We start from the raw sequence: 23,767 nt of genomic DNA on the forward strand, positions 1-23,767 counted from the left end.
TTCAACTTCTGAGCCTATGGACAATCAGAATGAGCCTGATGAATCAGTCAACCATGATATGTCGCTACGTATCTATCAAACGCCTGTGCAGCATTTGCCAGACGATCTTTATGTCCCACCGCAAGCATTTGCTATTTGGTTAGAGCAGTTTGCTGGTCCATTGGATTTTCTATTGTATTTGGTCAAAAAGAACAACGTCGATTTGACCCAAATGCCTATTCTGCCTATCACTGAGCAGTACTTAGCTTATATCGGTGAATTGGATACCGAGCACTTTGAATTAGCGGGTGATTATCTTCTTATGGCATCAACGCTCATCGCCATCAAAACCGAACTGCTATTGCCTGCCCCTGATACCCCAACCGACGAGCGTGATCCAAAAGCAGAACTGATCGAACGCCTCGAAGAGTACGCGCAAATCAAGGTAGTCAGTCAGCGCTTAGACAATCTAGTACGTCTAGAGCGCGATGTGTTTTTGGCAATGGTTAGTATGCCTGATCAAGACGTTATGAATGCGGAACTGCCAAGCTACTCACCTAACTTGCTGATTGATAGTTTATTTAAAATGCAGCTACAGCCTGACTATCAAATGCATACGATCAAAGTTGATGCAGTACCACTTGCCGATCGTATTGCCAGTATTAGCAGGCAATTAAGTACAGATGGGGCGCACTCCTTTTATGAGCTACTAGACAAGGCACAAGGTAAAATAGGCGTGGTCGTGAGTTTTGTCGCCGTACTTGAGCTTATAAAGCGGCAGTTAGTTGGTGTGGTCAATATTGAGACAGATAGCGGTATCGTCAACTCTGTTTCCAATAATTCTGATCAGACTAATATGAATAATGAATCCACAAATCTCACATTACAGTGGCTAGCCTAGTAGGCTCTAAGATTGTCTCCTAGCCCATTCTCTATCAAAATCACAATATTGAAATAAGAGCATACTTTAGATGGTAGATATTGAAGACCCAAAGCAACATGACGAGACCCAAGAACCAATAACTATGACTACATCTCCACCAGCTGACGCGCAGCATGATTCTTTGGAAGAGATGAGTAAACGTATCGAAGTGCTGCTGCATGCCTCAGAGGCACCGCTGACCGCTCACGCATTAAAAAAACATTTGTCATTATCTACTAAAGAATTAAAGCAAACCTTAGAAGTGCTGCAACAACGCTTAGATATAGGTGTGCTTAAGCTACATGAGACCGCCAGCGGTTATCGCTTACAGATATCTGATGACTATAGCAGTTTAATCCAGCGTACTTTCCCGCAGCGTCAAGAACGCCTGAGCCAAGCTTTACTTGAAACCCTAAGTGTCATTGCATACAAGCAACCTGTGACACGCAGTGATATCGAGCATGTACGCGGAGTAACATTATCGAGCAATATACTGCGCCAGTTATTTGATAAAGGATGGATTGTGGAGAAAGGCTTTAAAGATACTTTAGGTCGTCCTGCGTTGCTTCATACTACTGCGCAGTTTTTAGATGCGTTTGGATTAAGCCATTTAGATGAACTACCACCTATGCCAGATATGGAAACCATACGAGCTATGTCTTAAGTTTTCTGCTGAACAAACTATAGTTACTCACATAAAAAAGGACAGACCTCATAGGATCTGTCCTTTTTATTATGTTGCTAATTTTGAACTGATATCAAAACCTAGCAATATCTATGTTAATTACTGATTAATCACATCAACACCCTTTGATGGTGTAAATTTAAACTGACTGCTACCGATACTTGGGTTCATTTTGATACCGCTAAACTTGATAGAAGTTGTTTGACCCAAGGTATCATTCAATACCATCATGACAGGTTTGCCACCACTAAAGCTTATTGAAAGACTTTTGAAACTTGCGCTGTCTGACTTAGGATAGAGCACATAGTAGTTCTTGTTGTCATATGGCTGAGTGATTTTAAAGTTTTGATCAATCTTGCTTGGATCACCTGACAGTAGTAACGCTGGTGTATTACCTACTTGACTGTCAACATTCTGCTTAGTCGCTTGCTCTAAATCCTTGTCATAAACCCACATAGAGTTCCCATTAGCAACGATAAGCTGCTCTGATGGTGACTTGGTTTCCCAGCGGAAGTTATTTGGACGTTGAACACTCATAGAGCCTGTAAACGTACCACTACTCGCGCCTTTAGTTGTTTGACTAAAATTGGCTGTCATACTCTTGGTATTGGTCAGCAATTTGTTCAAACGTTTAGCAGCTGTTAGGTTGTCAGCAGGAGCTGCTGTAGCCGTTTGAGTCAATGCCATCATTGGCGCTGCGACACCTAGCGATGTCATTAATACACCTGCTAAAGCCCCACTCATCATTTTTTGTTTGGTTGATTTTTTCGTAGATAAGTTCATCATAAATCCTCTCTAAAAAAGCATAATCGCTTTAAAGTTGTCGCTAAAAATAAAATATTCTATTGAAATTTTTGTTTTCTATAAATACTGATTTTACCAAGCTAAAGCTGGTAACTATCAGCAATGGCAACAGTGTGCCAGTTTTTTTATTACGCGCCTAGTCATGATTTGCAATCTTTACTACGGCTGCCATACACGCTTGTAACCAATACAGTTACACGGTAAAAGTTTGCATTTATAATTATTAGCTACAGTAATTATGCTAATAGTGGCTTTAAAGATATCGCTTAGAATTATTATTAATTTATATCACCTTACAAGCGTAAAAAGCCCTTACTACCATAAGGCAGTAAGGGCTTTTTTAATTATCTGATCATTTTATTCAACGAATAAAACGATCTAAATAGATAATTATGCGTTTTCAACCGTAACATAACGACGGTTAAATTTACCTTTGGTCGCAAACTTTACAACACCGTCATTCAGTGCAAATAAAGTATGGTCACGACCCATGCCAACGCCTTCGCCTGCGTGGAATTCTGTACCACGTTGACGAACGATGATGTTACCAGCTGTGATAGCTTGGCCACCAAAGATTTTTACGCCTAGCATTTTTGGGTTTGAATCACGACCGTTACGGCTCGAACCGGCAGCTTTTTTATGTGCCATGAGAAAATCTCCTTGTTAATTTGACTTATCGCTGATGCGATAACTCTTAAGCATTTAGTGCGCTATTTAGCAATAATTGCTAAATGGATAATTAGGCATTAATCGCTTTGATTTTTAACAAGGTGTACCATTGGCGGTGACCTTGTTCTTTGTGATAATGCTTACGACGGTTGTGCTTGATGATACGGATTTTTTCGCCGCGACCATGCTCAACAACTTCAACTTCTACGCTAGCGCCGTCAACAACAGGCTGACCGATTTTGACGTTATCGCCGTCAACAACCATCAACACGTCTTCAAATTTGATTGTTTCGCCTTTTTCTGCTTTTAGTAGTTCAACTTTAAGCAATTCATCGACGACTACACGGTGCTGTTTACCACCAGTTTTGATTACTGCGTACATTGTATGACTCCGTTTAACCCGTGTGCCGTGGCTGATGTTATACCAACGCTTTTACGACGAACACGACAGGGAAAAATTAAAGGCAAGATTTTACGTCTTTTTGCTCATAAAAGCAAGCCGCGCCTCTTGTTTTTGCAAGGTGGTTACACTAATGACCATCTCTCATTTTGCTATAACTGCTGCTCATCAAAGAAAGTCGATAAACGACAATGCGAATATAAACATGAGAAATAGTAATGATAAGTGATAGATTAAGCCCAACAGCGGCCATTATAACGCATATAATCAGTTGCTTACAGTCTTTTATCAATCGCTTTTGCTTAAGCAGCCATTGTTGATAATGCCCCATAAAACTATTTATAATTCTTTTTTGTTTTTATCATTTTTATTTGGTATTTAATAGAGAGATACAGGCAGTTTTAGAGTCGATACTCTGCGTCATGTCTTACTTTATTCAACAATTGAGACGCCTAGCTATGCTATTATAAGCCAGACAATAACCCTAGGTAGGTAGCTATCCTAGCTATAGATTAGGGCTATTACCCACCCTTTTATTTTCATTAATATGACTATTTATTATGACCAGTACCCTTTTAGATAACATCTCTCCTACTTCTCAATCTACGCTGACCTATGCTGATATCCAAAATATCGTGGCGGATGATTTTGAAATTATGGACAAGCAAGTATTCGGTAGTCTGAACTCAAAAGTCCAATTGGTGATGAGCGTCTCACAGCATGTGATTAATGCAGGTGGTAAGCGGATGCGCCCGTTGATTACCTTGTTATGTGCGCGCATGCTCAATGATGCACCATCACAGCAGGCCATGCATTTGGCAGCCATTACTGAGATGCTGCATACGGCAACTTTAGTGCATGACGATGTGATTGATGAGTCAGGGCAGCGCCGTGGTAAGCCAACGGCGAATGCCACTTGGGACAATGCCACAGCAGTACTGGTCGGTGACTATCTGATTGCCCGCGCCTTTAACTTGTTGGTTGGTTTTCAAAGCTTGCCACTACTGCAGGTATTCTCAGACGGGACTTGTGATATTGCCGAAGGTGAAGTATTGCAGCTGCAACATCAGCATAACCCTGCCGCGACTGAAACCGATTATCTCAATATTATCGATGGCAAAACCTCTCGTCTGTTTATGATGGCGACCCAAGGCGCAGCTATCTTGCAAGACAAAACAGAATATATGACCGCGCTGGGCGATTTTGGTCAGCACTTCGGTAATGCCTTCCAGATTATCGACGATGTACTCGATTACAGCGGTGATAGTGAGCTAATGGGTAAAAACTTGGGTGATGATTTAGCCGAAGGCAAACCGACCCTACCGACTATTAAAGCGCTTGAATTATTAAAAGACAGTGATAAAGCAGGCTATGAGCAATTACGTGTCGCTGTACAAACGGGCAAAACACCCAATGCAGAGCAGCTTATCGAATTGGTACGCACCTCTGGCTCATTAGACTATTGTAAGCTGCGCGCTTTGGAAGAAACGAAGCTGGCACAACAAGCGCTAAGTACCTTGCCTGACAATCGTTATCGCCAAGGGCTGCACCAATTAACAGAGCTTGCCAGCGCACGTTTATTATAGTCTGACTGCTAACATTTACGCTGTGCCCATATCTGTGTCTATAAAAGTCGTCTTCGATACAGGTTTTGGCTCATTTATTTAATGGTCACATTTAACGGTTGCTAAAATAAAGGTTTTGGTTGCACATGGGATTTTTGAGGTCAAACAGGTAGGAATAACCGTCTCATATGACTTTTATAACAAAAGTTAACATTTTTTGTCATCGAAGCCTCTAGATGACTTTTTTGGTTATTCGTTGGTGTGTCGCTTGTAACCACGGCACTTAGCGCAAGATTCACAACTAAAGTCGCTGTTTTTTTTGGCAAACCCTATTCTAAAGTACTTGACTATGGGGTAACCCCATTAGTTTATAATAACTGATTAAATTTACTAATCAACTTTATGGTTTGCCTACATCTATGACGCTAAAAATCTTGCCTCATTATTGCGCATACAACCTTAGCGACCGAATATTTTGGTCATAATCCGCTACTAAAATTGGTGCTATTAAAACTGATTTTATTAACAATGCGATGAGCAAAATATGCCGAGGCACATAGCCTCAAGACTACCCATATATTTACTCTTTAAAGAATTTAATACGTTAAGATTTATTTATAAACTTTTTATACTGTCATTATTTATTTTATATTGCCGAGGACATTGATGAAGCACTCTTATCTTGCGCTTGTAATAGCATCTGTACTATCTGGAGCTGTACTGGTTGGCTGTGACAAAAACGAGGACGCCGCTGGCGCTGATGCCGCTGCACAGCAGCAGATGCCGCCTGCCGTCGTCAACGTCCAAACTGTCACTTTCGATACGGTACCTCAAGTACAAACATTTTCTGGACGTACAGCGGCTTATCAAACCGCTGACGTTCGTCCACAGGTCAACGGCGTCATTGACGAAGTACTGTTCCGTGAGGGCGGTAATGTCAAAAAAGACCAACCGATGTATCGTATCAATACGGACAACTACGCTACCTCTATTACTAGTGGAGAAGCAGCGGTCGCTCAAGCACAAGCCAATTATCAGACAGCACTGGCTAATAATGCCAATGCCAAAGCTGAATTAGGCAGTCGCCAAGCGTCATTAGCTCAAGCGGTTAATGACTTCCAGCGCCTACAAGGGCTTGTGGAGATTGATGCTATCTCGAAGCAACAATACGATCAAGCACAAACGCAAGTCCGTACTGCACAAGCTGCATTAGATAGTGCACGAGCGACTGTCGGTCAAACGCAAGCAGGTATCGAAAGCGCAAAAGCGGGCATTCAAACCGCGAAAGCAGGTTTAGAGTCCAGTACTCTTGATCTGAATCGCACCATCGTACGGGCACCAATCTCAGGGCGCACAGAGCGCTCAAATGTGACGGCTGGTACTTTGGTTAGTGCCAGTCAAGCCAATCCGTTGGTGACTATCTCGCGCTTAGATCCTATCTATGTCGACATCAGTCAGTCTTCGTCTGAGCTGTTAAAATTGCGCCAGCAAATATCGGAAGGCAAAGCGCAGCCCGGTATGAACTCGGTTGAATTGGTACTAGAGGATGGCTCGGTCTATCCGGTACGCGGTAAGCTTGCGCTATCTGAAGCAAAAGTGGATGAGTCAACTGGCGCGGTTACCTTACGTGCCATCTTCCCAAACAGCAACAACATCTTGCTGCCAGGTATGTATGTGACTGCCCGCTTGACCCAAAGTGTCATTACCAATGCGGCATTAGTCCCGCAAAGCGCAGTGACACGTACACCTAAGAGTGAGACGCAAGTCTATATCGTCGATGAAAACAACAAAATCCAAGTACGTCCAGTTACTATTAATGGTACTTACAACGGACAGTGGGTTGTCACTGACGGTCTAAAAGCAGGTGATAAAGTGGTGGTGATTGGCGGCTCAAAAGTCAAACCTGAACAAGAGGTAGTCGCTAAGCCACTCGAAAACGCCAATCCAGCACCATCTGCAAAAGGACAAGGCGCGCCAAACGCCAAAACGCCTCAGCAAGCTGCAAAAACGGTGGATAAGCCAGCTGGTAACGAAACTTCTGCTAAGAAACCTACAGAAATCGCTGCTAACTAATTCCATTCAAAGATAGGAAGACTTAGGGATATACTATGTCACGTTTTTTTATTAATCGCCCTATTTTTGCATGGGTTATGGCTATTTTGGTCATGCTCATCGGGGTGATATCGGTTATTAATCTACCGATCGAACAGTATCCACGTATTGCACCGCCGACTATTTCGGTCAGTGCAAGCTATCCTGGTGCTAATGCACAAACCGTAGAAAACTCAGTAGTACAGATCATTGAGCAGCGTATGAAAGGCCTCGATGGTCTGATGTATATGTCGTCATCGAGCTCGTCAAATGGTAGTGCTTCAGTGACGCTTACCTTTGAAAACGGCACAGATCCTGACACAGCTCAAGTACAAGTACAGAACAAACTGCAAGCAGCGATGAGCTCCTTGCCTGAGTCTGTTCAGCGTCAAGGTGTCAACGTCAATAAATCGTCTAGCAGCTTTTTGATGGTGCAAGCATTTATTTCTGAAGATGGCACCATGGATCGGGCAGATATTGCCGATTATATTAACTCTAATGTCGTCGATTCGATCAGTCGTGTAGAGGGTGTGGGTGAAGTTCAGGTCTTTGGTTCTACTTATGCGATGCGTGTTTGGTTAGACCCATCACGCCTACGTAGCTACAACATGATACCTTCAGATGTCGTCAATGCGATACGAGCACAGAATGCTCAGGTATCTGCTGGTCAATTGGGTCAAGCACCTGCCGACACAGACAAACAAGTTATCAACGCCACTGTTACTGTACAAAGCTATCTTCAAACGCCTGAAGAATTTAAAAACATTCTACTAAAAACAGATACCTCAGGCGCACAAGTGCGCTTAGGCGATGTGGCAGATGTCGAGATTGGCAGTGAAAACTATAGCGTTGTCTCTCTCTACAATGGTCAAGAAGCAGCCGGTTTAGGTATTTCACTCGCTGGTGGCGCAAACGCCCTTGAGACTCGTGAAGCCGTCGGCGCACGTATGGCTGAGCTGGAAAAAAACTTCCCAATTGGTCTAGCCTCAGTCGTTCCGTATGACACCACACCATTTGTACGCTTGTCTATCGAACAAGTCGTTATGACCCTCATTGAAGCGATTGTGTTGGTATTTATCGTTATGTTCATTTTCTTACAGAACTGGCGTGCCACCATTATCCCGACCCTTGCCGTACCTGTCGTACTCTTGGGTACCTTTGCAGTGTTGTATATTGCAGGCTTTAGTATCAACGTCTTGACCATGTTTGCCATGGTATTGTCCATCGGTCTGTTGGTCGATGATGCGATCGTCGTCGTAGAGAACGTCGAGCGAATACTAGAAGAAGATCCTCACATCTCTATCAAAGATGCAACTATCCAGTCGATGGGTGAAATCAGTAAAATCGTTATTGGTATTGCGCTTATCTTGTCTGCAGTATTCGTACCGATGGCCTTCTTTGGTGGCTCAACAGGTGTGATTTATCGTCAGTTCTCTATTACGCTGATTACCAGCATGGTGCTCTCTGCCATGGTCGCGCTTGTATTTACCCCTGCCCTATGTGTGACATTGCTGAAACGTGGCAAAAGTCATGAAAAAGGCAGTACCGAAAAGCAAAAAGGCTTCTTCGGTTGGTTCAACCGCGGCTTCTTCAAACTTAGCCGTTCGTACGAAAACTTTGTCGGCAAAAGTATTCGTTTTAAATGGTTATACATGATTGGCTACGCAGCCATTATCGGTATCATGGCGGTCGTATTCTTACGTATTCCAGGCTCGTTTTTACCAGAAGAAGATCAAGGCATTATGTTTACCTTGGTTCAGCTTCCGGCTGGCTCTACGTTAGATGAGACGCAAGACGTATTGGATAAAGTTAGAAACTATTACGATACCCAAGAAACTGATAATATCGCTTCGGTCTTTACCATTGCAGGCTTTAGTTTTGCAGGTCAAGGTCAGAATATGGGTCTAGCGTTTGTGCGCTTATCAGACTGGGAGGAACGCTCGGGCGATGAAAATACCGCTCAGGCTGTCGCTGGTCGAGCGATGGGGTACTTCTTTACTCAGATAAATGAAGCTCAAGTATTTGCCATTGTACCGCCAGCCATTACTGAGCTTGGTAATGCCAGTGGTTTTGATTTGATGCTACAAGACAGTGGCAACCTCGGGCACGACGGATTACTTGAAGCCCGTAACATGCTCTTAGGGATGGCAGCACAGAACGATCAAGTCGCTGGTGTACGTCCAAACGGTCAAGAAGACTCACCGCAGCTCAAGGTCAATATCAACCAAGAGCAAGCAGCCGCTTATGGTCTATCATTGAGTAATATCAATAGCGTCATCTCGACTGCATGGGGCTCAAGCTACGTCAACGACTTTATCGATCGTGGCCGTATCAAACGTGTCTATGTACAAGGTGAAGCCAGCAGCCGTACCAACCCTGATGACATTGGTAAGTGGTATGTACGAAACGAGACGAATGATATGATTTCATTTGATGCCTTTTCGACCAGTGAATGGCAGTCAGGCTCACCGCGTCTGACCCGCTATAACAGCTTACCATCAATGAATATCCAAGGTAGTGCAGCCCCAGGTTTGAGTACTGGTGAAGCCATGAGCTCAATGGAAGCCATGATAGACAAATTACCTGAAGGCATCAGTTACGAGTGGACGGGTATGTCATTGGAAGAGCAAAAATCAGGTGCCCAGGCGCCGATGCTTTACGCGCTTTCAATCTTAGTCGTATTCTTGTGCTTGGCGGCACTATATGAGAGCTGGTCTATCCCCTTCTCTGTCCTATTGGTTATTCCACTTGGGGTATTGGGTGCGGTGATATTTACGTGGTTACGAGGCTTCGCCAACGATATCTACTTGCAAGTAGGTCTACTGACGGTGGTTGGTCTATCGGCTAAAAACGCCATCTTGATTATCGAGTTTGCTAAAGACCATCAAGAGGAAGGCTATAGTCTAAAAGATGCGGTCATGACGGCGGCACGCCAACGTCTGCGTCCAATTATCATGACCTCACTTGCCTTTGGTCTGGGTGTTGTGCCATTATTCTTGGCGAGCGGCCCAGGTTCAGGCAGTCAAAACGCCATCGGTACCAGTGTGGTTGGCGGTGTCGTAACGGCAACCTTGTTAGGCATCTTCTTTATCCCGATGTTCTACATTTGGGTACGCAGTGCGTTCCCGTACAAATATGCCAACAACAAGCCAAATGATAAAGGCGATGGCGGCGATGACAATGGTACGCCTGGTCCGCAGAACCCAACTCCCTCTGAGAGTTATCAGCCTGCAAGCTTTGGAGATAATACACAATGAGTTCACAACCTTTTACTACTAACTCAGCAGCGGTAGTCACAACTACTGCTCATGTGCGCCCAATGTCAGGCGAACAGGCAGCGCTGGTTGCTAGATTTGCGAGCCCAACTATTGCACGAGTGCGCAGAAATAGTGTTCGCTTAATCAGCTTAACGGCTTTAGCGATGAGCATGGCGGCTTGTAATACCATTCCAAAAGCCGATAGCCGTCCTGTACTTGCCGAGCCTAACATCCCTATCGAACAAAGCTACGGTGCCTTTGATAAGGAAACGGCCAGTAACGCAGCCCAGCCTAGTATTGCGGGACAACGCTGGCAGAACTTCTATAGCGATGAGCGCCTAAAAGGGCTAATTGCATTAGGATTAGAGAACAATAAAGACTTTGAGAGCGCACGCCTAGCTATCGAAAAAGCACGAGCGCAATATCAAATCACCGATATTAACGATCTGCCGACCATCAATGGTAGTGGTGGTTACACGCGCCAAGCACAGAACAGAACGGACAAAAACCCCAATAGTAGTTATAACGTCAACCTAGGGTTGGCCAACTATGAGCTGGATTTTTGGGGTAAGATTGCTAGTCTAAAAGACCAAGCTTTGCAAAATTTCTTGGCGACCACCGCAGCCAAAGATTCGACGCAGATCAGTCTGATCAGTAACATTGCCCAAAGCTATGCCAATCTAAGCTATAGCTTAGCGCAGCTTAAGTTGGCAGAAGCCACGGTTGAGAGTCGTGAACGATCGTTATTCATTGCGACCAAACGGTTTGAGGCAGGGATTGATCCTAGACTGCCTTCGTTGCAAGCCAGTGCTTCTTTAGAGAATGCTAAACTTGCCGTATTGCGGGCGCAGAGCAGTATCTTGACCTCGCGTAATGCCCTGCAATATTTGATTGGTGCGCCGATTCCTAACGAGCTGATTCCAACGCCTGCCGTTAGCAATATAACTAGCCAGAAAATCTTTAATGCTGGCCTACCAAGTGAGTTGTTGCGCTATCGTCCTGACGTCCTGCAAGCGGAATACAACCTAAAAGCCGCTGGTGCCAATATAGAAGTGGCACGTGCCTCTTACTTCCCCTCTATTAGCCTAGCGAGTAGTATTGGTGTCAGTAGCGGTAGCTTAGATGACTTATTCAAGAGCGGCGCTGTCGGCTGGTCATTCGGCCCAAGTATTAGTGTCCCAATCTTTGATGCAGGTCGTTTAGATGCAGAATATGATGTGGCCAGAATTGAACGTGAGCAAACGCTTGCCAACTATGAAGGTTCTATTCAAACGGCATTCCGTGAAGTCTCGGATGTACTAGCGACACGCGCCACCTTGGGTGAGCAGCTAGAAGCACAGTATCGTCTACAAGATAACTTTGAGCAGACTTATCAAATTGCCGATGCACGCTTTAAAGCCGGTATCTCAAACTATCTAGATGTACTCGATGCCCAGCGTTCGCTATTCTCGACCCAACAAGGCATCCTAGATTTAGAGCTACAGAAAATCGTTAGCCAGATTGAGTTGTACCAAGCGCTTGGTGGCGGTGCGAACCTTGATGTACCGTCTGTCATTCCTGTACCGCAGCACACCAACTTGGCACAGATTGTCACTGGAACTGCTACTAGTGCAAAAACCAAAGCGACAAATGCCATCAAAGCAGCTGGTTCAGCGCGTGTGACTACGCCACAAGAAGCTGTCGCCATTAAGCAGTCGCAAGCGGTAGAAACGACTACTTTCAAACCGACTGCTATCGTCGATGTGAATGAAGATGGTAAGAAGGATGCCGCTGTCGGTGTGGTCACTGAAGAGACTCGCTTCAATAACAATAGTGTTGAGCAAGTTCCTGTGACTCAGATTAATGAGCCTTAGGCTATTCTGAAACCTTTGTTTGATGACGTTGCTTACGCATTACGTTGACAGTCGATAAATACAATCAGCCCTGCCGACTTGGTAGGGCTTTTTGCTTTCGCCAGCTGTCTTTGGTTATAGTAGTGGCACGATATGAGCAGCAAATATAGTCAGTGAAAAGTAATATCAATACATCACGCACTATATAACAAAATCTATTTTTAGTGATTTACAACAATAATGAGTAAAACAACCATAAGTAAGGAATGATTATGAGCTATACCTTTAACCGCCAATACCCTGCCACTCGCTTGCGCCGCTTGCGTTATAACGATAATGTGCGAGCGATGATTCGCGAAGTAGAGTTACATCCCAAGCATTTTATTGCCCCTGTGTTTGTACTAGAAGGCAACAACCAGCGCGAGACGATCGCCAGTATGCCGGGTGTCGAACGCTTGTCAATTGATTTGCTAATTGATTATGCCAAAGAGCTGTTAGCAGAAGGGGTCACGACCCTTGATATCTTCCCTGTCATTGATAACGCCTTAAAAACACCTGATGGCAAATCAGCCTATGATGAAAATGGCCTCGCTGCGCGCGCAGTAACAGCCATCAAAGATGCATTGCCAGAAATGGTGGTGATGACCGATGTGGCCTTAGACCCTTACACCTCACACGGTCAAGATGGTCTGCTCGATGACAGCGGCTATGTCATGAACGATTCGACCATCGAAGTATTGGTCAAGCAAGCGCTTGTCCACGCTCGTGCTGGCGCTGATATTATCTCACCCAGCGATATGATGGATGGCCGTATCAAAGTCATGCGTGAGGCGCTTGAGTCAGAAGGCTTTGTCAATACAGCCATCATGGCTTACTCAGCCAAATACGCCTCCGCCTATTACGGCCCGTTCCGTGATGCCGTTGGTAGTGCTGGCAACTTAAAAGGTGGTCATAAAAAGCAATATCAAATGGACTTCGGCAATCGCGCTGAAGCTTTACACGAAGTCGCCATGGACATCAATGAAGGCGCTGATATGGTGATGATCAAACCCGGTCAGCCGTATTTAGACCTTATTCGTGAAGTCAAAGATACCTTTGGTGTACCGACATTTGCTTATCAGGTCTCTGGCGAATATGCCATGCACATGGCCGCCATTCAAAATGGCTGGTTAAGTGATGATGTTATCCTAGAATCTCTGATTGGCTTCCGCCGTGCTGGTGCTGATGGTATCTTGACTTATTTTGCGCTAGAGGCAGCACGCCAGCTAAACAATGCTTAAGCGCTGTTAGGTACCATTATGTAGGCTTAGACATTTTTAGCTCAAGCTCAAGCTCAAGCTCAAGCTCAAGCTCAAGCTCAAGAAAAATGATAAGCCGATTCAATGTCTTTTAACACAAAATCGCCCCAGCTGGCTTAAGTCAGCTGGGGCGATTTTTTTATGACCTTTCCGTAGCAAGTAAATGGCTTTTGCTCACGTTACTTGTCACTTAACGCAACAGTCAGCTATAGGCAAAATATCCTAAAAACGCGACAGTATTGCTGATATATCTGTATTACTTTTCAGTCACGATAGATGCTCACGATTGTGTGGTGTATTAAAATTAATAATAGGACCCACCGGTACGATACCAGTCGGGTTAATATTGGCATGACTGGTGTAATAATGCTGCTTGATATGATTCATATTTACTGTCTCTGAGATACCAGGTACCTGATATAAATCACGCAGATAGCCCCAAAGATTTGGATAGTCAACGATACGACGCAGATTGCATTTAAAGTGCCCAACATAAACAGCATCAAAACGAACCAACGTCGTAAATAGTCGCCAATCTGCTTCAGTTATGGTGCTACCTGTTAGATAACGCTGATGTGCTAAGCGCGTCTCAAGTGTATCTAATGCCGCAAATAGCTCAATCACAGCCTCTTCGTAAGCCTCTTGTGTGGTAGAGAATCCTGTCTTATACACGCCATTGTTGATAGTTGAATAGACGAAGGTATTTATATCATCAATTTCTTGTAACAACTCTGCTGGCACAAAATCACCTGCTAGCGCCCCAACCTCATCAAAGGCAGAGTTAAACATCCGAATGATTTCAGATGATTCATTACTCACGATCGTGTTTGTTTTTTTATCCCACAAGATAGGTACGGTGACACGGCCTGTATAGTCTGGCTTGGCCTTGGTATACAGCTCATAGGCATAGTCTGCATTGATAACTGGATCAGCAACGACGCCTGCACCTTCTGCAAACGTCCAACCATACTCACCCATATATGGATGTACTACAGATAGCGGAATGATGTCTTCTAAGCCTTTAAGCTTGCGGTAGATAAGGGTACGGTGTGCCCAAGGACAGGCTAGCGACACGTATAGATGATAGCGGTCAGGCTCGGCTTTAAAGCCCTCAATACCTGTAGGCCCTGCGCTACCATCTACCGTTACCCAGTTTCTAAAACCAGCATCTTCACGCTGAAAGCGGCCGCCACTCTCTTTTGTCTCATACCACTTGTCTTGCCACTGCCCGTCTACCAAGAGACCCATGTTATTCTCCAACTGTTTTTAATATTTGTTTAACGCTTAGTCAACATGACTGACTTGAAGTCATTATTATCATGATGATTACATCGCTTAGAAAGATATCATATCAGTTATAAAGGTTTAATCATTAACGTTACCCTGTTTATTAACAATAAAAACTAAACCTATTAAATTCAGTATTTAGTAAATATACACAAGAATATATCTAAATAACTAATATAAGCCTGAATAGCAGATATTATGATAATAAAAGAGGTTTATGCTAAAAAAGACTTGCAAAGTCTGGGAAACTTGCTAAAATGCTCAACCTAAATAGGCGTATAGCTCAGTTGGTTAGAGCGCTACCTTGACATGGTAGAGGTCGTTGGTTCGAATCCGATTACGCCTACCAGATTCGAAAAGCCCCAATCTTAAGATTGGGGCTTTTTTTTGTCCGTGAAATATGGGCTGTAGAGAAAAAGGAAACTATACGTCGATGCAAATTTCCTCTTTTCTCACTTTCCGCAAACGTCATCGAAAAACGTGTGTGCCTAAATTGTGCCTAAGTTGCGCCTGCTCTCTATTTTGCCTTTCTTTCAGAGTAGCATTTTCGACCTCTACCCTAAATTATCTAAAACACTCTCAATATTTATTTACTTCTCTTTATCTAGCGAGTCGTTAGGTACATAAGTAAATAAATCACCTACTTCAATATCTAGTGCCTCACAAATTTTATCCATAGTGTCAAAATCTATTCTTGAAGTCTGTTCGTTATAGATCTTGTGCACTGTTGACTTGCTAATTCCTGTCATTCTTATTAGATCTGCCACCTTCATACGTCGTTCAGCTAGTAGCACTGGTAAATTACATAAAATCATTAATAATTCCTTAATAGACTAAAAAAGTACTTGCATCGACTAATGATAGCTAGTAAAGTACTTCTATCGAACAACAAAATACTTTCATAGAATTATTTGTTATCTCGATAAAACAACCTAGTTATTTAATTGGCTTACAAGGAATTTATTATGTCACATACTTACCTAACTACCCAAGAGCTTTCTGAGCTCATCAAATACAACCCTCGTACTATCCGCAATGAACTCAAGGATAGTGTACTTATTGAGGGCATTCATTATATACGCCCGTTCGGTGGTCGTAAGATTTTGTACATTTGGGAGGAGATTGAAAAAGATATGCGCACTGGTATCGCCGGTAGCGTCAACGCCATGGCACTACAATAAGGAGAAATATGATGGCTAGTATCAGAAGGCGCAAAGGGAGCAATATGCTATTTGTCGATTTTTATTATATGGGTATACGCTGTCGGGAGACGACAAACCTAACAGACACACCAGCGAATCGCAAGAAGCTTGAGAAAGTGGCTGAGAAAATGAAAGCAGAAATCATCTTAGGACTGTTCAATTACGCTAAGTACTTTCCAAAAAGTGACAAAGCGGCACAGATGGTAGCGTTAAACGATCGCAAGGAATGTATTAATACCGATACGCCCTCTTTTGAACAGTTTGCAGAATTATGGTTCTCTGAAAAAGAAATTGAATGGCGCGATACCTATAAGCGCAAAATAAAGGAGATTATTGATATGTACTTGATTGCTAAGTTTGGGACTAAACCCATTCATCTCATAAAAAAGACAGATGTATTAGCCTTCCGTTCATCGCTCGCCAAAGTAACGTACGGAAAAGCTAACAAACATCTGTCAGCGGCACGCATCAATTCGATAATGGTACCTTTAGGTATGATACTAAAAGAAGCAGCTAAACGCTATAAATTTGATAATCCTTACTACGATATCAATGCGCTCAAACAGCCCAAAACGGATATTCAACCATTCACACTAGATGAGGTTTGGAAATTTATTAATGGTGTAAGAGCAGACTATCGCAATTATTATCTGGTACGTTTTTTTACAGGGATGCGTACGAGTGAAATTGATGGATTGACGTGGGAGAACATTGACTTTAATCGACGTGAGATTGTGATCAAACAAGCTTATGTCAAAGGTAAGATTGTTCCTCCTAAGACTCAAGAGTCTTACCGTGCAATTCAAATGTCACCTTGGGTCTACGATGCTCTGAAGGAACAGAAGACCATCACTTATAAGCGATCTGACTATGCATTTTGCGCGCATACGGGTGAGCCACTTGACTACAACAACGTGAATAAACGTGTTTGGCACCCTACTCTTAAGATTTTAGGTCTGAAAAAGCGTAATGCTTATCAGACTCGTCATACTGCAGCAACGCTATGGTTGGCTGCCGGCGAAAGTCCTGAGTGGATTGCCAGTCAAATGGGACACTCTACAACTAAGATGCTATTCAACACATATAGCCGTTACGTACCGAATATGACTCGGCAGGATGGTAGTGCATTTGAAGCATTGGTCAATCGCAGTCAGATTGCTCAGGCATCTACCGATAAGGGGCCTCACAATGAAAATGATTGATTACGATATATTGCATGCGACGTTTAAACCTAGTGGCTATGTCAGTAATGGCGCAGATAATATTGCTAACTACCTTATCTGTGAGCTCTGTATTCAGTCAGGTACTGGTTTGGCTAGGTTCCTAAGTATTGATAGTTGCTTTGATAATCATACGGCGCTGCGCATATGGGTACAGAAGCGCTTAGAAACTAATCTCGACTATGTCTTTGATGATATGTGTAGTCAGCTACAGAGTGAGCTCTACGAGCTTCTACCTCAAACTGGCTATGGATATTAAGGAGGGTATTATGAGCATAAACTTCGTCTTTGATTCAGCTCTAGAGGATACAGCAAAGCGTTTGTGCCATGAGTATTGGTCCTATGTGTCGCCCAGTGATTATATAGCGCATTTAGAACTGCTTTGTTATGAACACAACACGGAGACTGATGTTTTATTTACTACACTTGCAAAATGTCAGGTTTATTTAGATGACGTACATTGTGAGTACTGTGGTCGTCCCTATCAATTAGATGTCCCAGCAGATATTCCTCATGCAAGGAGATTGAACTCTTGGTTTTGTGAGGGGTGTATTAGCTTTTCTGGTGGACAGTTTGTCCTAGGTAGGTAAATCTTGAAATAGTTAGAATTAAAAAAACAAAAAAGCCTCAGCTCAAAGCTGGGGCTTTTTCAATTTAGCCAGTTCAGCTATATTTTAGCTAAAATTTTTATCAGATTACACTTTACAGACTACACTAGCTTCTTTAGCCTTATCATAGACCCCGTAAGCATCTAGTCCTAAAGACTCCACATCATCAAGATATTTCTTTGTACCTTTTTCAAGTGGGCCTTTCCAATCTGGGTCATTGAGTGGGTCTAGGATATCGACAACTTCGTCTCCTTGATCGATAGCTGCTTGTAGCTGCGTTGAATAAGTCTTATCCCACATGGCCCCTACTTTCTTGCTAAGTGCCATACCTGAATTATCATCAATAACTTGTTTTAAATCTTCTGGCAGACCTTCATACTTATCACTATTCATAGTGACCATCAAAGCAGAACTATAAAATGGCATATTGGTATGATACTTCGTCAACTCATTTAGTTTGAAAGTCTCCATAGCTTCCCATGGAAAGCTCAAGCCATCAACGACACCACGCTGTAAAGAAGTATATATATCATTGGCAGGTAGCCCAACCGGAGATGCTCCCATGCTCTCGATGATGTCACCTGCAACGGCTGAAGGCCTACGAATACGCATACCTCTCATATCCTCAGGAGTTCTGATCAATTTATTAGTACTGTGCAAGGTTCCAGGTCCTGTGGCAAACATAAAGAGCAAGTGAGAATCTTTATACTCGTCAGCAATCGTACCATTGTCATACAAGGTTTGCAGCATACAGCCTGTTTGTGTTGATGAGTTAGATAATCCTGGAAGCTCTGCAATCTGAGATAGTGGGAATCGACCACTTGTATAACCTTGTACTTGTGAGCCAATATCAATGGTTCCTTTTACAGCAGACTCATAAGCTGTATCCGCTTTGCTAATAGTGGCTGAAGGGTATACTTCAACTTGAAGACGCCCGCCCGAATCAGCTTCGATTTTTTTTGCCCAAGGTTCAAAAATCTCTTTATTAATATCAGATGTTGCAGGATAGAAATGTGAGAAACGTAAAACAGTGGTCTCTTCTGAAGAAGTCGTACCATTACTAGATTGGTTTGAACAACCTAAAAGGCTCATCGCGGCTAGCACACTTATCGGAAAAATGGGTGCTAATTTCATTATCAATTCCTTTTGATAGTAGTCATAAGTTCATTAATTTAACTTATGTTTTTATAGTATTTGACAGGTAAGTTAAATCCACTATTAGTAGTGGTTATAAATAATCAGGTCAATATATACTTAACGTAAAACTGAACACTCATCTGAAATTAGCAACTAAATTGATAGCTGTCAAATCATTTAATGACTATTCTCTAATGTTTATGATAATGTAATACCTTACAAACATCGGCTAGTTAAGCATGCTAATAAATTCAGATATTGCTTACTTTTCTGGTACCTAGAATCTTTTAATACGTTTTTTTGCAGCTCACTGCACACTGCTCTTGTAAAAAATGTATTGAAAGTAAAAATGTTAATAAGGTAAGTAGTTACCTAATACGCTTGAAAAGCATTGACGCCTTATAAGAGTCTAATCAATATAAAAGCACTCTTACTTTTGCATCGTTTGTTCTCAACAAGTGAGTATATATATACAAGGAAGAACAAAATGACAGGGATTGAATTTTATACTAATGGTCATATTGTCAGCGAAGCTGACAGCATGCGCCAAAAGCTAGGTGTTTTAGCAAAACAATATTCTGCAACATCAGCCATCATTATTACAGATGCTGGTATCTCCGAACTAGGCTATGTCGATATCGCCCAGCAGGCCTTACAGGAAGCCGGTGTTAATGTCGTTGTGTTCGATAGTGTCGTTGCAGACCCGCCCATTGAAATTGTTGAAAGCGCTATTAAGCGTGCAAGAGACAATCAATGTGACTTGATCATTGGTTTAGGGGGCGGAAGCTCTATTGATACAGCGAAGATTGTCGCTTTGTATCCAAATGACTTTCAGTCCGTTAACGATATTTTAGATAGAGATATTAGTGGTTTCAAAAAACTGCCGCTATTTGCCATACCGACCACTGCTGGTACGGGCGCAGAGTCTACCTTTGTCTCCGTGATTACCGCAAAAGATGGCAGTAAAAAAGCTATTTATACTCCTAAAATCCTACCTGACGTCGCCATTTTAGATGCAACATTAACACTAAAACTACCCCGTCATATCACTGCAGCGACCGCGCTTGATGCCATGGTGCATTGTATTGAAGCCTATACCAGTCGCACTAAAAAGAATCCTATTTCAGATGCACTAGCCCTAAAAGGCTTACAGATGCTTTGGAATAATTTTGAAAAAGTGTTAAACCAAGGTGACGATATTGATGCTCGTGCCGATATGCTGTTAGGTTCCACACTGGCAGGCATCGCCTTCGTCAATGCCTCTGTAGCCGCTGTTCACGGGCTCTCCTATCCCCTTAGTATTAACTTCCACATTCCACATGGACATGCTAATGCACTCGTCATGTGCGGTGTTTTTACATTTAACTTATCAGAAGCTGCTCCTCTATACGCAGAGCTTGCTCGTGCTGTCATGCCCACTCAAACAGCTGGAATGGCAGATTTAGATGCAGCGACTTCATTTATTAGTCAACTAAAAATATTTTTGGAAAACAGTGGTCTTAAATACCGTTTGAGTGAATTGGATATTACAAAGAACGATATTCCTGCCCTAGCCGACATAGTTATCAATACCTATGCGCGACTAATCGCAACCAATCCCAAAGATATGACTTTAGAGGAAGTCACTGCAATATATGAAGAAATAGCCTGATAAAAAATATTGTATAAATAATTTTGTCTATCAATCAAGGAAGATGGTTATGTCGAAATATACAGTAGAAGTTGCTGTTGATGGCTTTCACTATTTAGAAGGACCTCGCTGGTATCAAAATGCGCTATGGTTTGTTGATTTCTATACTCAAGGGGTTTATCGAGTTAACGATGAAGGAGTAGCAGAGAAAATCATCCATGTTGAACAGCAACCTTCCGGTTTAGGATGGTTGCCTGATGGGCGTTTGCTGGTTGTGTCGATGAAAGACCGCAAAGTCTTACGACTAGAAAATGATGGTAACTTGGTCGTTCACGCTGATATCTGGGAGCATTGCGGTGGTCATGCAAATGATATGGTGGTTTCAGCCAATGGTAATGCTTATGTCGGCAACTTTGGTTTTGATTTGATGGGTGGCGCTGACCATGAAAACACAGGGCTTGTATTGGTTAAGCCTGATGGAAGCTCACAGGTTGTCGCTGAAGGATTGGCATTTCCAAATGGGATGGTTATCTCTGCCGATCAAAAAACATTGATCGTTAACGAGCTATTTGGTAATAAAGTTACGCAATTTGATATCAAAGAAGATGGTAGCCTCGAAGAAAAGCGTGACTTTGCTAATTTTGGAGAATTAGGTGATGAGCCAAATCTGGGTCTACGTATAGAAAATGCCAGTATATTACCTGATGGTCTCACGTTAGATGCCGAAGGTGCTGTTTGGATCGCAGATACCTTAAATCAGCGAGCTGTACGTATAGCAAAGGGTGGCAAGATTTTAGAAACTATCGATACTGCACCCGATGGTATCTTTGCGGTTACTCTTGGTGGACATGATGGTAAGACATTATTTATGTGCGCGGCGCCAGACTGGGATGAAGCCTCTCGTAAGGCAGAAACTAAAGGACGTATGCTAGCTGTACAGGTTGAAGTAGGGCATGCAGGTACGCCATAGTTAAAAATTTTCTCAGGACATAAATAAAAAGCGAGCCACTAGAAGTGGCTTGCTTTTTATTTATGAGTCTGTAGTTTTTACAAAGGCATATAGCTTATGTGATTTTTTCTAGTCTAATATTGAAGAGATTAAATACCGGTATCAATAGTATTATTCTGTTTCAATAATTATACGCCAATTTGGGTCACTATAAAGTAAATAATAGTCCCTATATAATTGCCAATCACATAGCCTACCGTGCCGATAACTAAAATAGGCCCCACTAAATTCGTCCAGCCTTTACTAATTGCCAAAGCGGCTGCTGTTGTTGGACCACCAATATTGGCATTACAGGCCAATATGACTTCTTCAATACTAAATTTGAAAATCTTTCCTACACCCATGGTGATAGCTAGATTAACCAGTGCAATTATGAGTACAAACACGAACAACAATGGTGCCTTAGTCACAATTAGACCAATCGAAGCTGGAATACCGATGACCACAAAGAACAGATAAATACAGTAAGTTCCCAACTCTTGGCTGCCATTTAGTTTTTCGAAACTGCTCTTAAAAACAGAAACTATTATAAAAGTTATTGTTGTTAGTAGAAGGTATTTATCAGTAATCAAACTAATGAGCAGACCAATCACAACATTATCGCTCGTACCTAACAAGGCTTGCAAAAATGCCGACAGCTTGAATGATATTAGAACTATTAGCATAGAAGCAGCCAAACAAATTGCTATATCTTTTAAGGAAATCAGGTTGGGTTTCCAGTATGCTTCAGACAATGTTCGACTATTCGACATTTCTGGACTTTTCTCAATTGCGTCTGTATGCGGTGAACCCCATACTCGACGTATGATAGGAACTCCAGCCAATCCAATCAATATTAAAAAATATACGGCCATCATCATATTATCAGCGACAATAGTTGCAGCATTGATACTTTCGCTTGGTGCCAATTTAGCTGACATAGCAGCATAGTTTACCCCACCACCACTATATGAAGCTGAAATCATGCCACTGACTTTGTCTAATTCCGGAATATAATGCCGTAGGGCCATAAATGCAAGGACAGCACCGACCATAGTTGCCATAGACGATGTTAAAAATAACAGTAGTAGCTTCCAGCTTTCTTTGACAAGAGACTGTATGTTTGTTTTAAATAAGAGCAAAGGTATTGCTAACGGAACGATATAACCCCAGACGATGTCGTAGGTAGGGGCATCTGTTGGAATAACTTTTAAATTGGAGGCGATAATTGCAATCAGCAACGCAATAATAGCACCTGGTATTTTACTAGCCCACTTATAACGTTGTTCAATGAAAATAGCAGAAGTAGCTGCAATCATTACAAATGTCCATAAAGCTAAATGATCATCTGCCTGAATCAATGTTTCCATCATGTTCTTCCTTGAACCTAATATTAATAAATATCAAAACTGCAAAGTAATAGTCACTGATGGTCTACAATGTCCCAATGAGCTGCACCGTAAATAGCATAGCTTTTTTGGCTATAATATGCCCAAAGTGAATTGCCATAATCAAAATGCCACCACTCAGTAGGTAAGTTGCTAAAACCTACAAGGCTCATAACCGAATACAGCAATCGTCGGTTTTGACAAGCAGGATGGCTAGGCTGATCTTCATAGAAGTGCGTATGTGAACGCTCAGTGGGCTCATCAAAATCAGCACCCATATCAAGCCATTCATTCGTTTCGCGATTGAATAAAGTGATATCTACAGAGCCTCCTGTCAAATGAGGACTAATAAAATCTGCACGCACTGGCGCAACAAAATCTAATAGCAGCTGCTCTTGCTCACTTTCACTGAGGCTTGGATACGTGACCTTAATACTGTCACCAATTTTTTCTTGCAAAGCTTTCTGAACTGCACTTGAGCGCCAAGCATCAAGTACTAAAATTCCTAAATGGTTAGGAAGCAAATCAGCAGCTTGTTGTAATTTTTGAATAACAGATTGCCTTGCCACACAAATGTTAATGGCATGATTGACGTTACGATCAAAATAAATAGGAAGTTGCTTAAGATTGTCAGTATTTGGGATAGCTAACAATGATTCATTTGATTCGGATATAGATATATTTTCTATATATTTCCAATCGTGTTTGATGGAAGTAGGAATTAAAGTTGGAAGCATTTTATCTCAATATAGTTCTATATTTTTTAGGAAACAATTGTTAATTTTTTTATTATTCTGAGATAGTA

Annotated in this window: 21 protein-coding genes and 1 tRNA gene; 14 read left to right on the forward strand and 8 right to left on the reverse strand. The window is 42.4% G+C overall.

Translation table 11 applies throughout. The annotated features are described in order from the left end of the window. The first annotated feature begins 16 nt into the window (after positions 1-16). Both CXF69_RS02520 and scpB read left to right on the forward strand, forming a co-directional pair. Complete coding sequence (locus tag CXF69_RS02520; protein ID WP_101206460.1) at positions 17-880, forward strand: segregation and condensation protein A; 864 nt, start codon at positions 17-19, stop codon at positions 878-880. Positions 881-1,004: 124 nt separating this feature from the next. After that, positions 1,005-1,565: an SMC-Scp complex subunit ScpB gene (gene scpB, locus CXF69_RS02525; RefSeq protein ID WP_101206459.1), complete on the forward strand. Its 561-nt coding sequence runs from the start codon at positions 1,005-1,007 to the stop codon at positions 1,563-1,565. 120 nt (positions 1,566-1,685) lie between these two features. Here scpB and lolA read toward each other — a convergent pair whose 3' ends face one another. The 3 genes from lolA to rplU all read right to left on the reverse strand — a co-directional run bounded on the left by lolA (position 1,686) and on the right by rplU (position 3,441). Beyond that, positions 1,686-2,372 carry an outer membrane lipoprotein periplasmic chaperone LolA gene (gene lolA, locus CXF69_RS02530; RefSeq protein WP_404944624.1) on the reverse strand — a complete coding sequence of 229 codons (687 nt, stop codon included), beginning with the start codon at positions 2,370-2,372 and terminating at the stop codon, positions 1,686-1,688. A gap of 408 nt (positions 2,373-2,780) precedes the next feature. After that, a complete protein-coding gene (gene rpmA, locus CXF69_RS02535) occupies positions 2,781-3,038 on the reverse strand; it encodes a 50S ribosomal protein L27 (RefSeq protein ID WP_021813611.1) in 258 nt (85 codons plus the stop codon). A 91-nt stretch (positions 3,039-3,129) separates the two neighbouring features. Next, positions 3,130-3,441 carry a 50S ribosomal protein L21 gene (gene rplU / locus CXF69_RS02540; protein WP_057761012.1) on the reverse strand — a complete coding sequence of 104 codons (312 nt, stop codon included), beginning with the start codon at positions 3,439-3,441 and terminating at the stop codon, positions 3,130-3,132. 578 nt (positions 3,442-4,019) lie between these two features. Here rplU and CXF69_RS02545 point away from each other — a divergent pair. From CXF69_RS02545 to hemB, 5 genes are all read left to right on the forward strand, one after another. Beyond that, complete coding sequence (locus tag CXF69_RS02545; protein ID WP_101206360.1) at positions 4,020-5,045, forward strand: polyprenyl synthetase family protein; 1,026 nt, start codon at positions 4,020-4,022, stop codon at positions 5,043-5,045. Positions 5,046-5,690: 645 nt separating this feature from the next. Then, positions 5,691-7,097: an efflux RND transporter periplasmic adaptor subunit gene (locus tag CXF69_RS02550; protein ID WP_101206359.1), complete on the forward strand. Its 1,407-nt coding sequence runs from the start codon at positions 5,691-5,693 to the stop codon at positions 7,095-7,097. A 35-nt stretch (positions 7,098-7,132) separates the two neighbouring features. Further along, positions 7,133-10,372: an efflux RND transporter permease subunit gene (locus tag CXF69_RS02555; protein WP_101206358.1), complete on the forward strand. Its 3,240-nt coding sequence runs from the start codon at positions 7,133-7,135 to the stop codon at positions 10,370-10,372. After that, a complete protein-coding gene (locus CXF69_RS02560; protein WP_102078861.1) occupies positions 10,369-12,225 on the forward strand; it encodes an efflux transporter outer membrane subunit in 1,857 nt (618 codons plus the stop codon). Before CXF69_RS02555 ends, CXF69_RS02560 begins: the two co-directional genes overlap by 4 nt. Positions 12,226-12,476: 251 nt before the next feature. After that, entirely contained in the window at positions 12,477-13,484 is a 1,008-nt protein-coding gene (hemB, locus tag CXF69_RS02565) for a porphobilinogen synthase (protein ID WP_025651763.1), read from the forward strand. Positions 13,485-13,769: 285 nt separating this feature from the next. Here hemB and CXF69_RS02570 read toward each other — a convergent pair whose 3' ends face one another. After that, positions 13,770-14,750: a glutathione S-transferase family protein gene (locus tag CXF69_RS02570; RefSeq protein ID WP_102078862.1), complete on the reverse strand. Its 981-nt coding sequence runs from the start codon at positions 14,748-14,750 to the stop codon at positions 13,770-13,772. A 311-nt stretch (positions 14,751-15,061) separates the two neighbouring features. Here CXF69_RS02570 and CXF69_RS02575 point away from each other — a divergent pair. Further along, positions 15,062-15,138, forward strand: a tRNA-Val gene (locus tag CXF69_RS02575). 241 nt (positions 15,139-15,379) lie between these two features. Here the strand turns inward: CXF69_RS02575 and CXF69_RS02580 are convergent. After that, the gene (locus CXF69_RS02580; RefSeq protein WP_060491549.1) at positions 15,380-15,604 is read right to left on the reverse strand and encodes a helix-turn-helix domain-containing protein; all 225 of its coding nucleotides are present in this window, start codon (positions 15,602-15,604) and stop codon (positions 15,380-15,382) included. A 150-nt stretch (positions 15,605-15,754) separates the two neighbouring features. Here CXF69_RS02580 and CXF69_RS02585 point away from each other — a divergent pair, with 150 nt between their 5' ends. From CXF69_RS02585 to CXF69_RS02600, 4 genes are read left to right on the forward strand one after another with little or no spacing between them, the layout of a single operon-like run. Further along, complete coding sequence (locus CXF69_RS02585) at positions 15,755-15,970, forward strand: hypothetical protein (protein WP_075107543.1); 216 nt, start codon at positions 15,755-15,757, stop codon at positions 15,968-15,970. Between the two features lie 11 nt (positions 15,971-15,981). Next, entirely contained in the window at positions 15,982-17,193 is a 1,212-nt protein-coding gene (locus CXF69_RS02590) for an Arm DNA-binding domain-containing protein (protein ID WP_102078515.1), read from the forward strand. Beyond that, positions 17,180-17,470: a hypothetical protein gene (locus tag CXF69_RS02595; RefSeq protein ID WP_102078516.1), complete on the forward strand. Its 291-nt coding sequence runs from the start codon at positions 17,180-17,182 to the stop codon at positions 17,468-17,470. The genes CXF69_RS02590 and CXF69_RS02595 overlap by 14 nt, the downstream gene beginning before the upstream one ends. A gap of 10 nt (positions 17,471-17,480) precedes the next feature. Further along, positions 17,481-17,801, forward strand: coding sequence for a hypothetical protein (locus CXF69_RS02600; protein ID WP_102078517.1), 321 nt, complete (start codon positions 17,481-17,483; stop codon positions 17,799-17,801). 105 nt (positions 17,802-17,906) lie between these two features. Here CXF69_RS02600 and CXF69_RS02605 read toward each other — a convergent pair whose 3' ends face one another. Continuing rightward, positions 17,907-18,953 carry a TRAP transporter substrate-binding protein gene (locus tag CXF69_RS02605; RefSeq protein WP_102078518.1) on the reverse strand — a complete coding sequence of 349 codons (1,047 nt, stop codon included), beginning with the start codon at positions 18,951-18,953 and terminating at the stop codon, positions 17,907-17,909. 490 nt (positions 18,954-19,443) lie between these two features. Between CXF69_RS02605 and CXF69_RS02610 the strand changes: the two genes are divergently transcribed. After that, positions 19,444-20,607 (forward strand): iron-containing alcohol dehydrogenase, encoded by a 1,164-nt coding sequence (locus tag CXF69_RS02610; protein WP_102078519.1) that lies wholly within the window; start codon positions 19,444-19,446, stop codon positions 20,605-20,607. Between the two features lie 49 nt (positions 20,608-20,656). After that, positions 20,657-21,556 carry an SMP-30/gluconolactonase/LRE family protein gene (locus tag CXF69_RS02615; RefSeq protein ID WP_102078520.1) on the forward strand — a complete coding sequence of 300 codons (900 nt, stop codon included), beginning with the start codon at positions 20,657-20,659 and terminating at the stop codon, positions 21,554-21,556. Between the two features lie 167 nt (positions 21,557-21,723). Here CXF69_RS02615 and CXF69_RS02620 read toward each other — a convergent pair whose 3' ends face one another. After that, positions 21,724-22,947, reverse strand: coding sequence for a DUF819 family protein (locus CXF69_RS02620; protein ID WP_219621362.1), 1,224 nt, complete (start codon positions 22,945-22,947; stop codon positions 21,724-21,726). Between the two features lie 50 nt (positions 22,948-22,997). Next, positions 22,998-23,699 (reverse strand): M15 family metallopeptidase, encoded by a 702-nt coding sequence (locus CXF69_RS02625; RefSeq protein ID WP_102078522.1) that lies wholly within the window; start codon positions 23,697-23,699, stop codon positions 22,998-23,000. Positions 23,700-23,767: the final 68 nt, after the last annotated feature.

The organism is Psychrobacter sp. Choline-02u-9 (assembly GCF_002836505.1).
Classification (GTDB): domain Bacteria; phylum Pseudomonadota; class Gammaproteobacteria; order Pseudomonadales; family Moraxellaceae; genus Psychrobacter.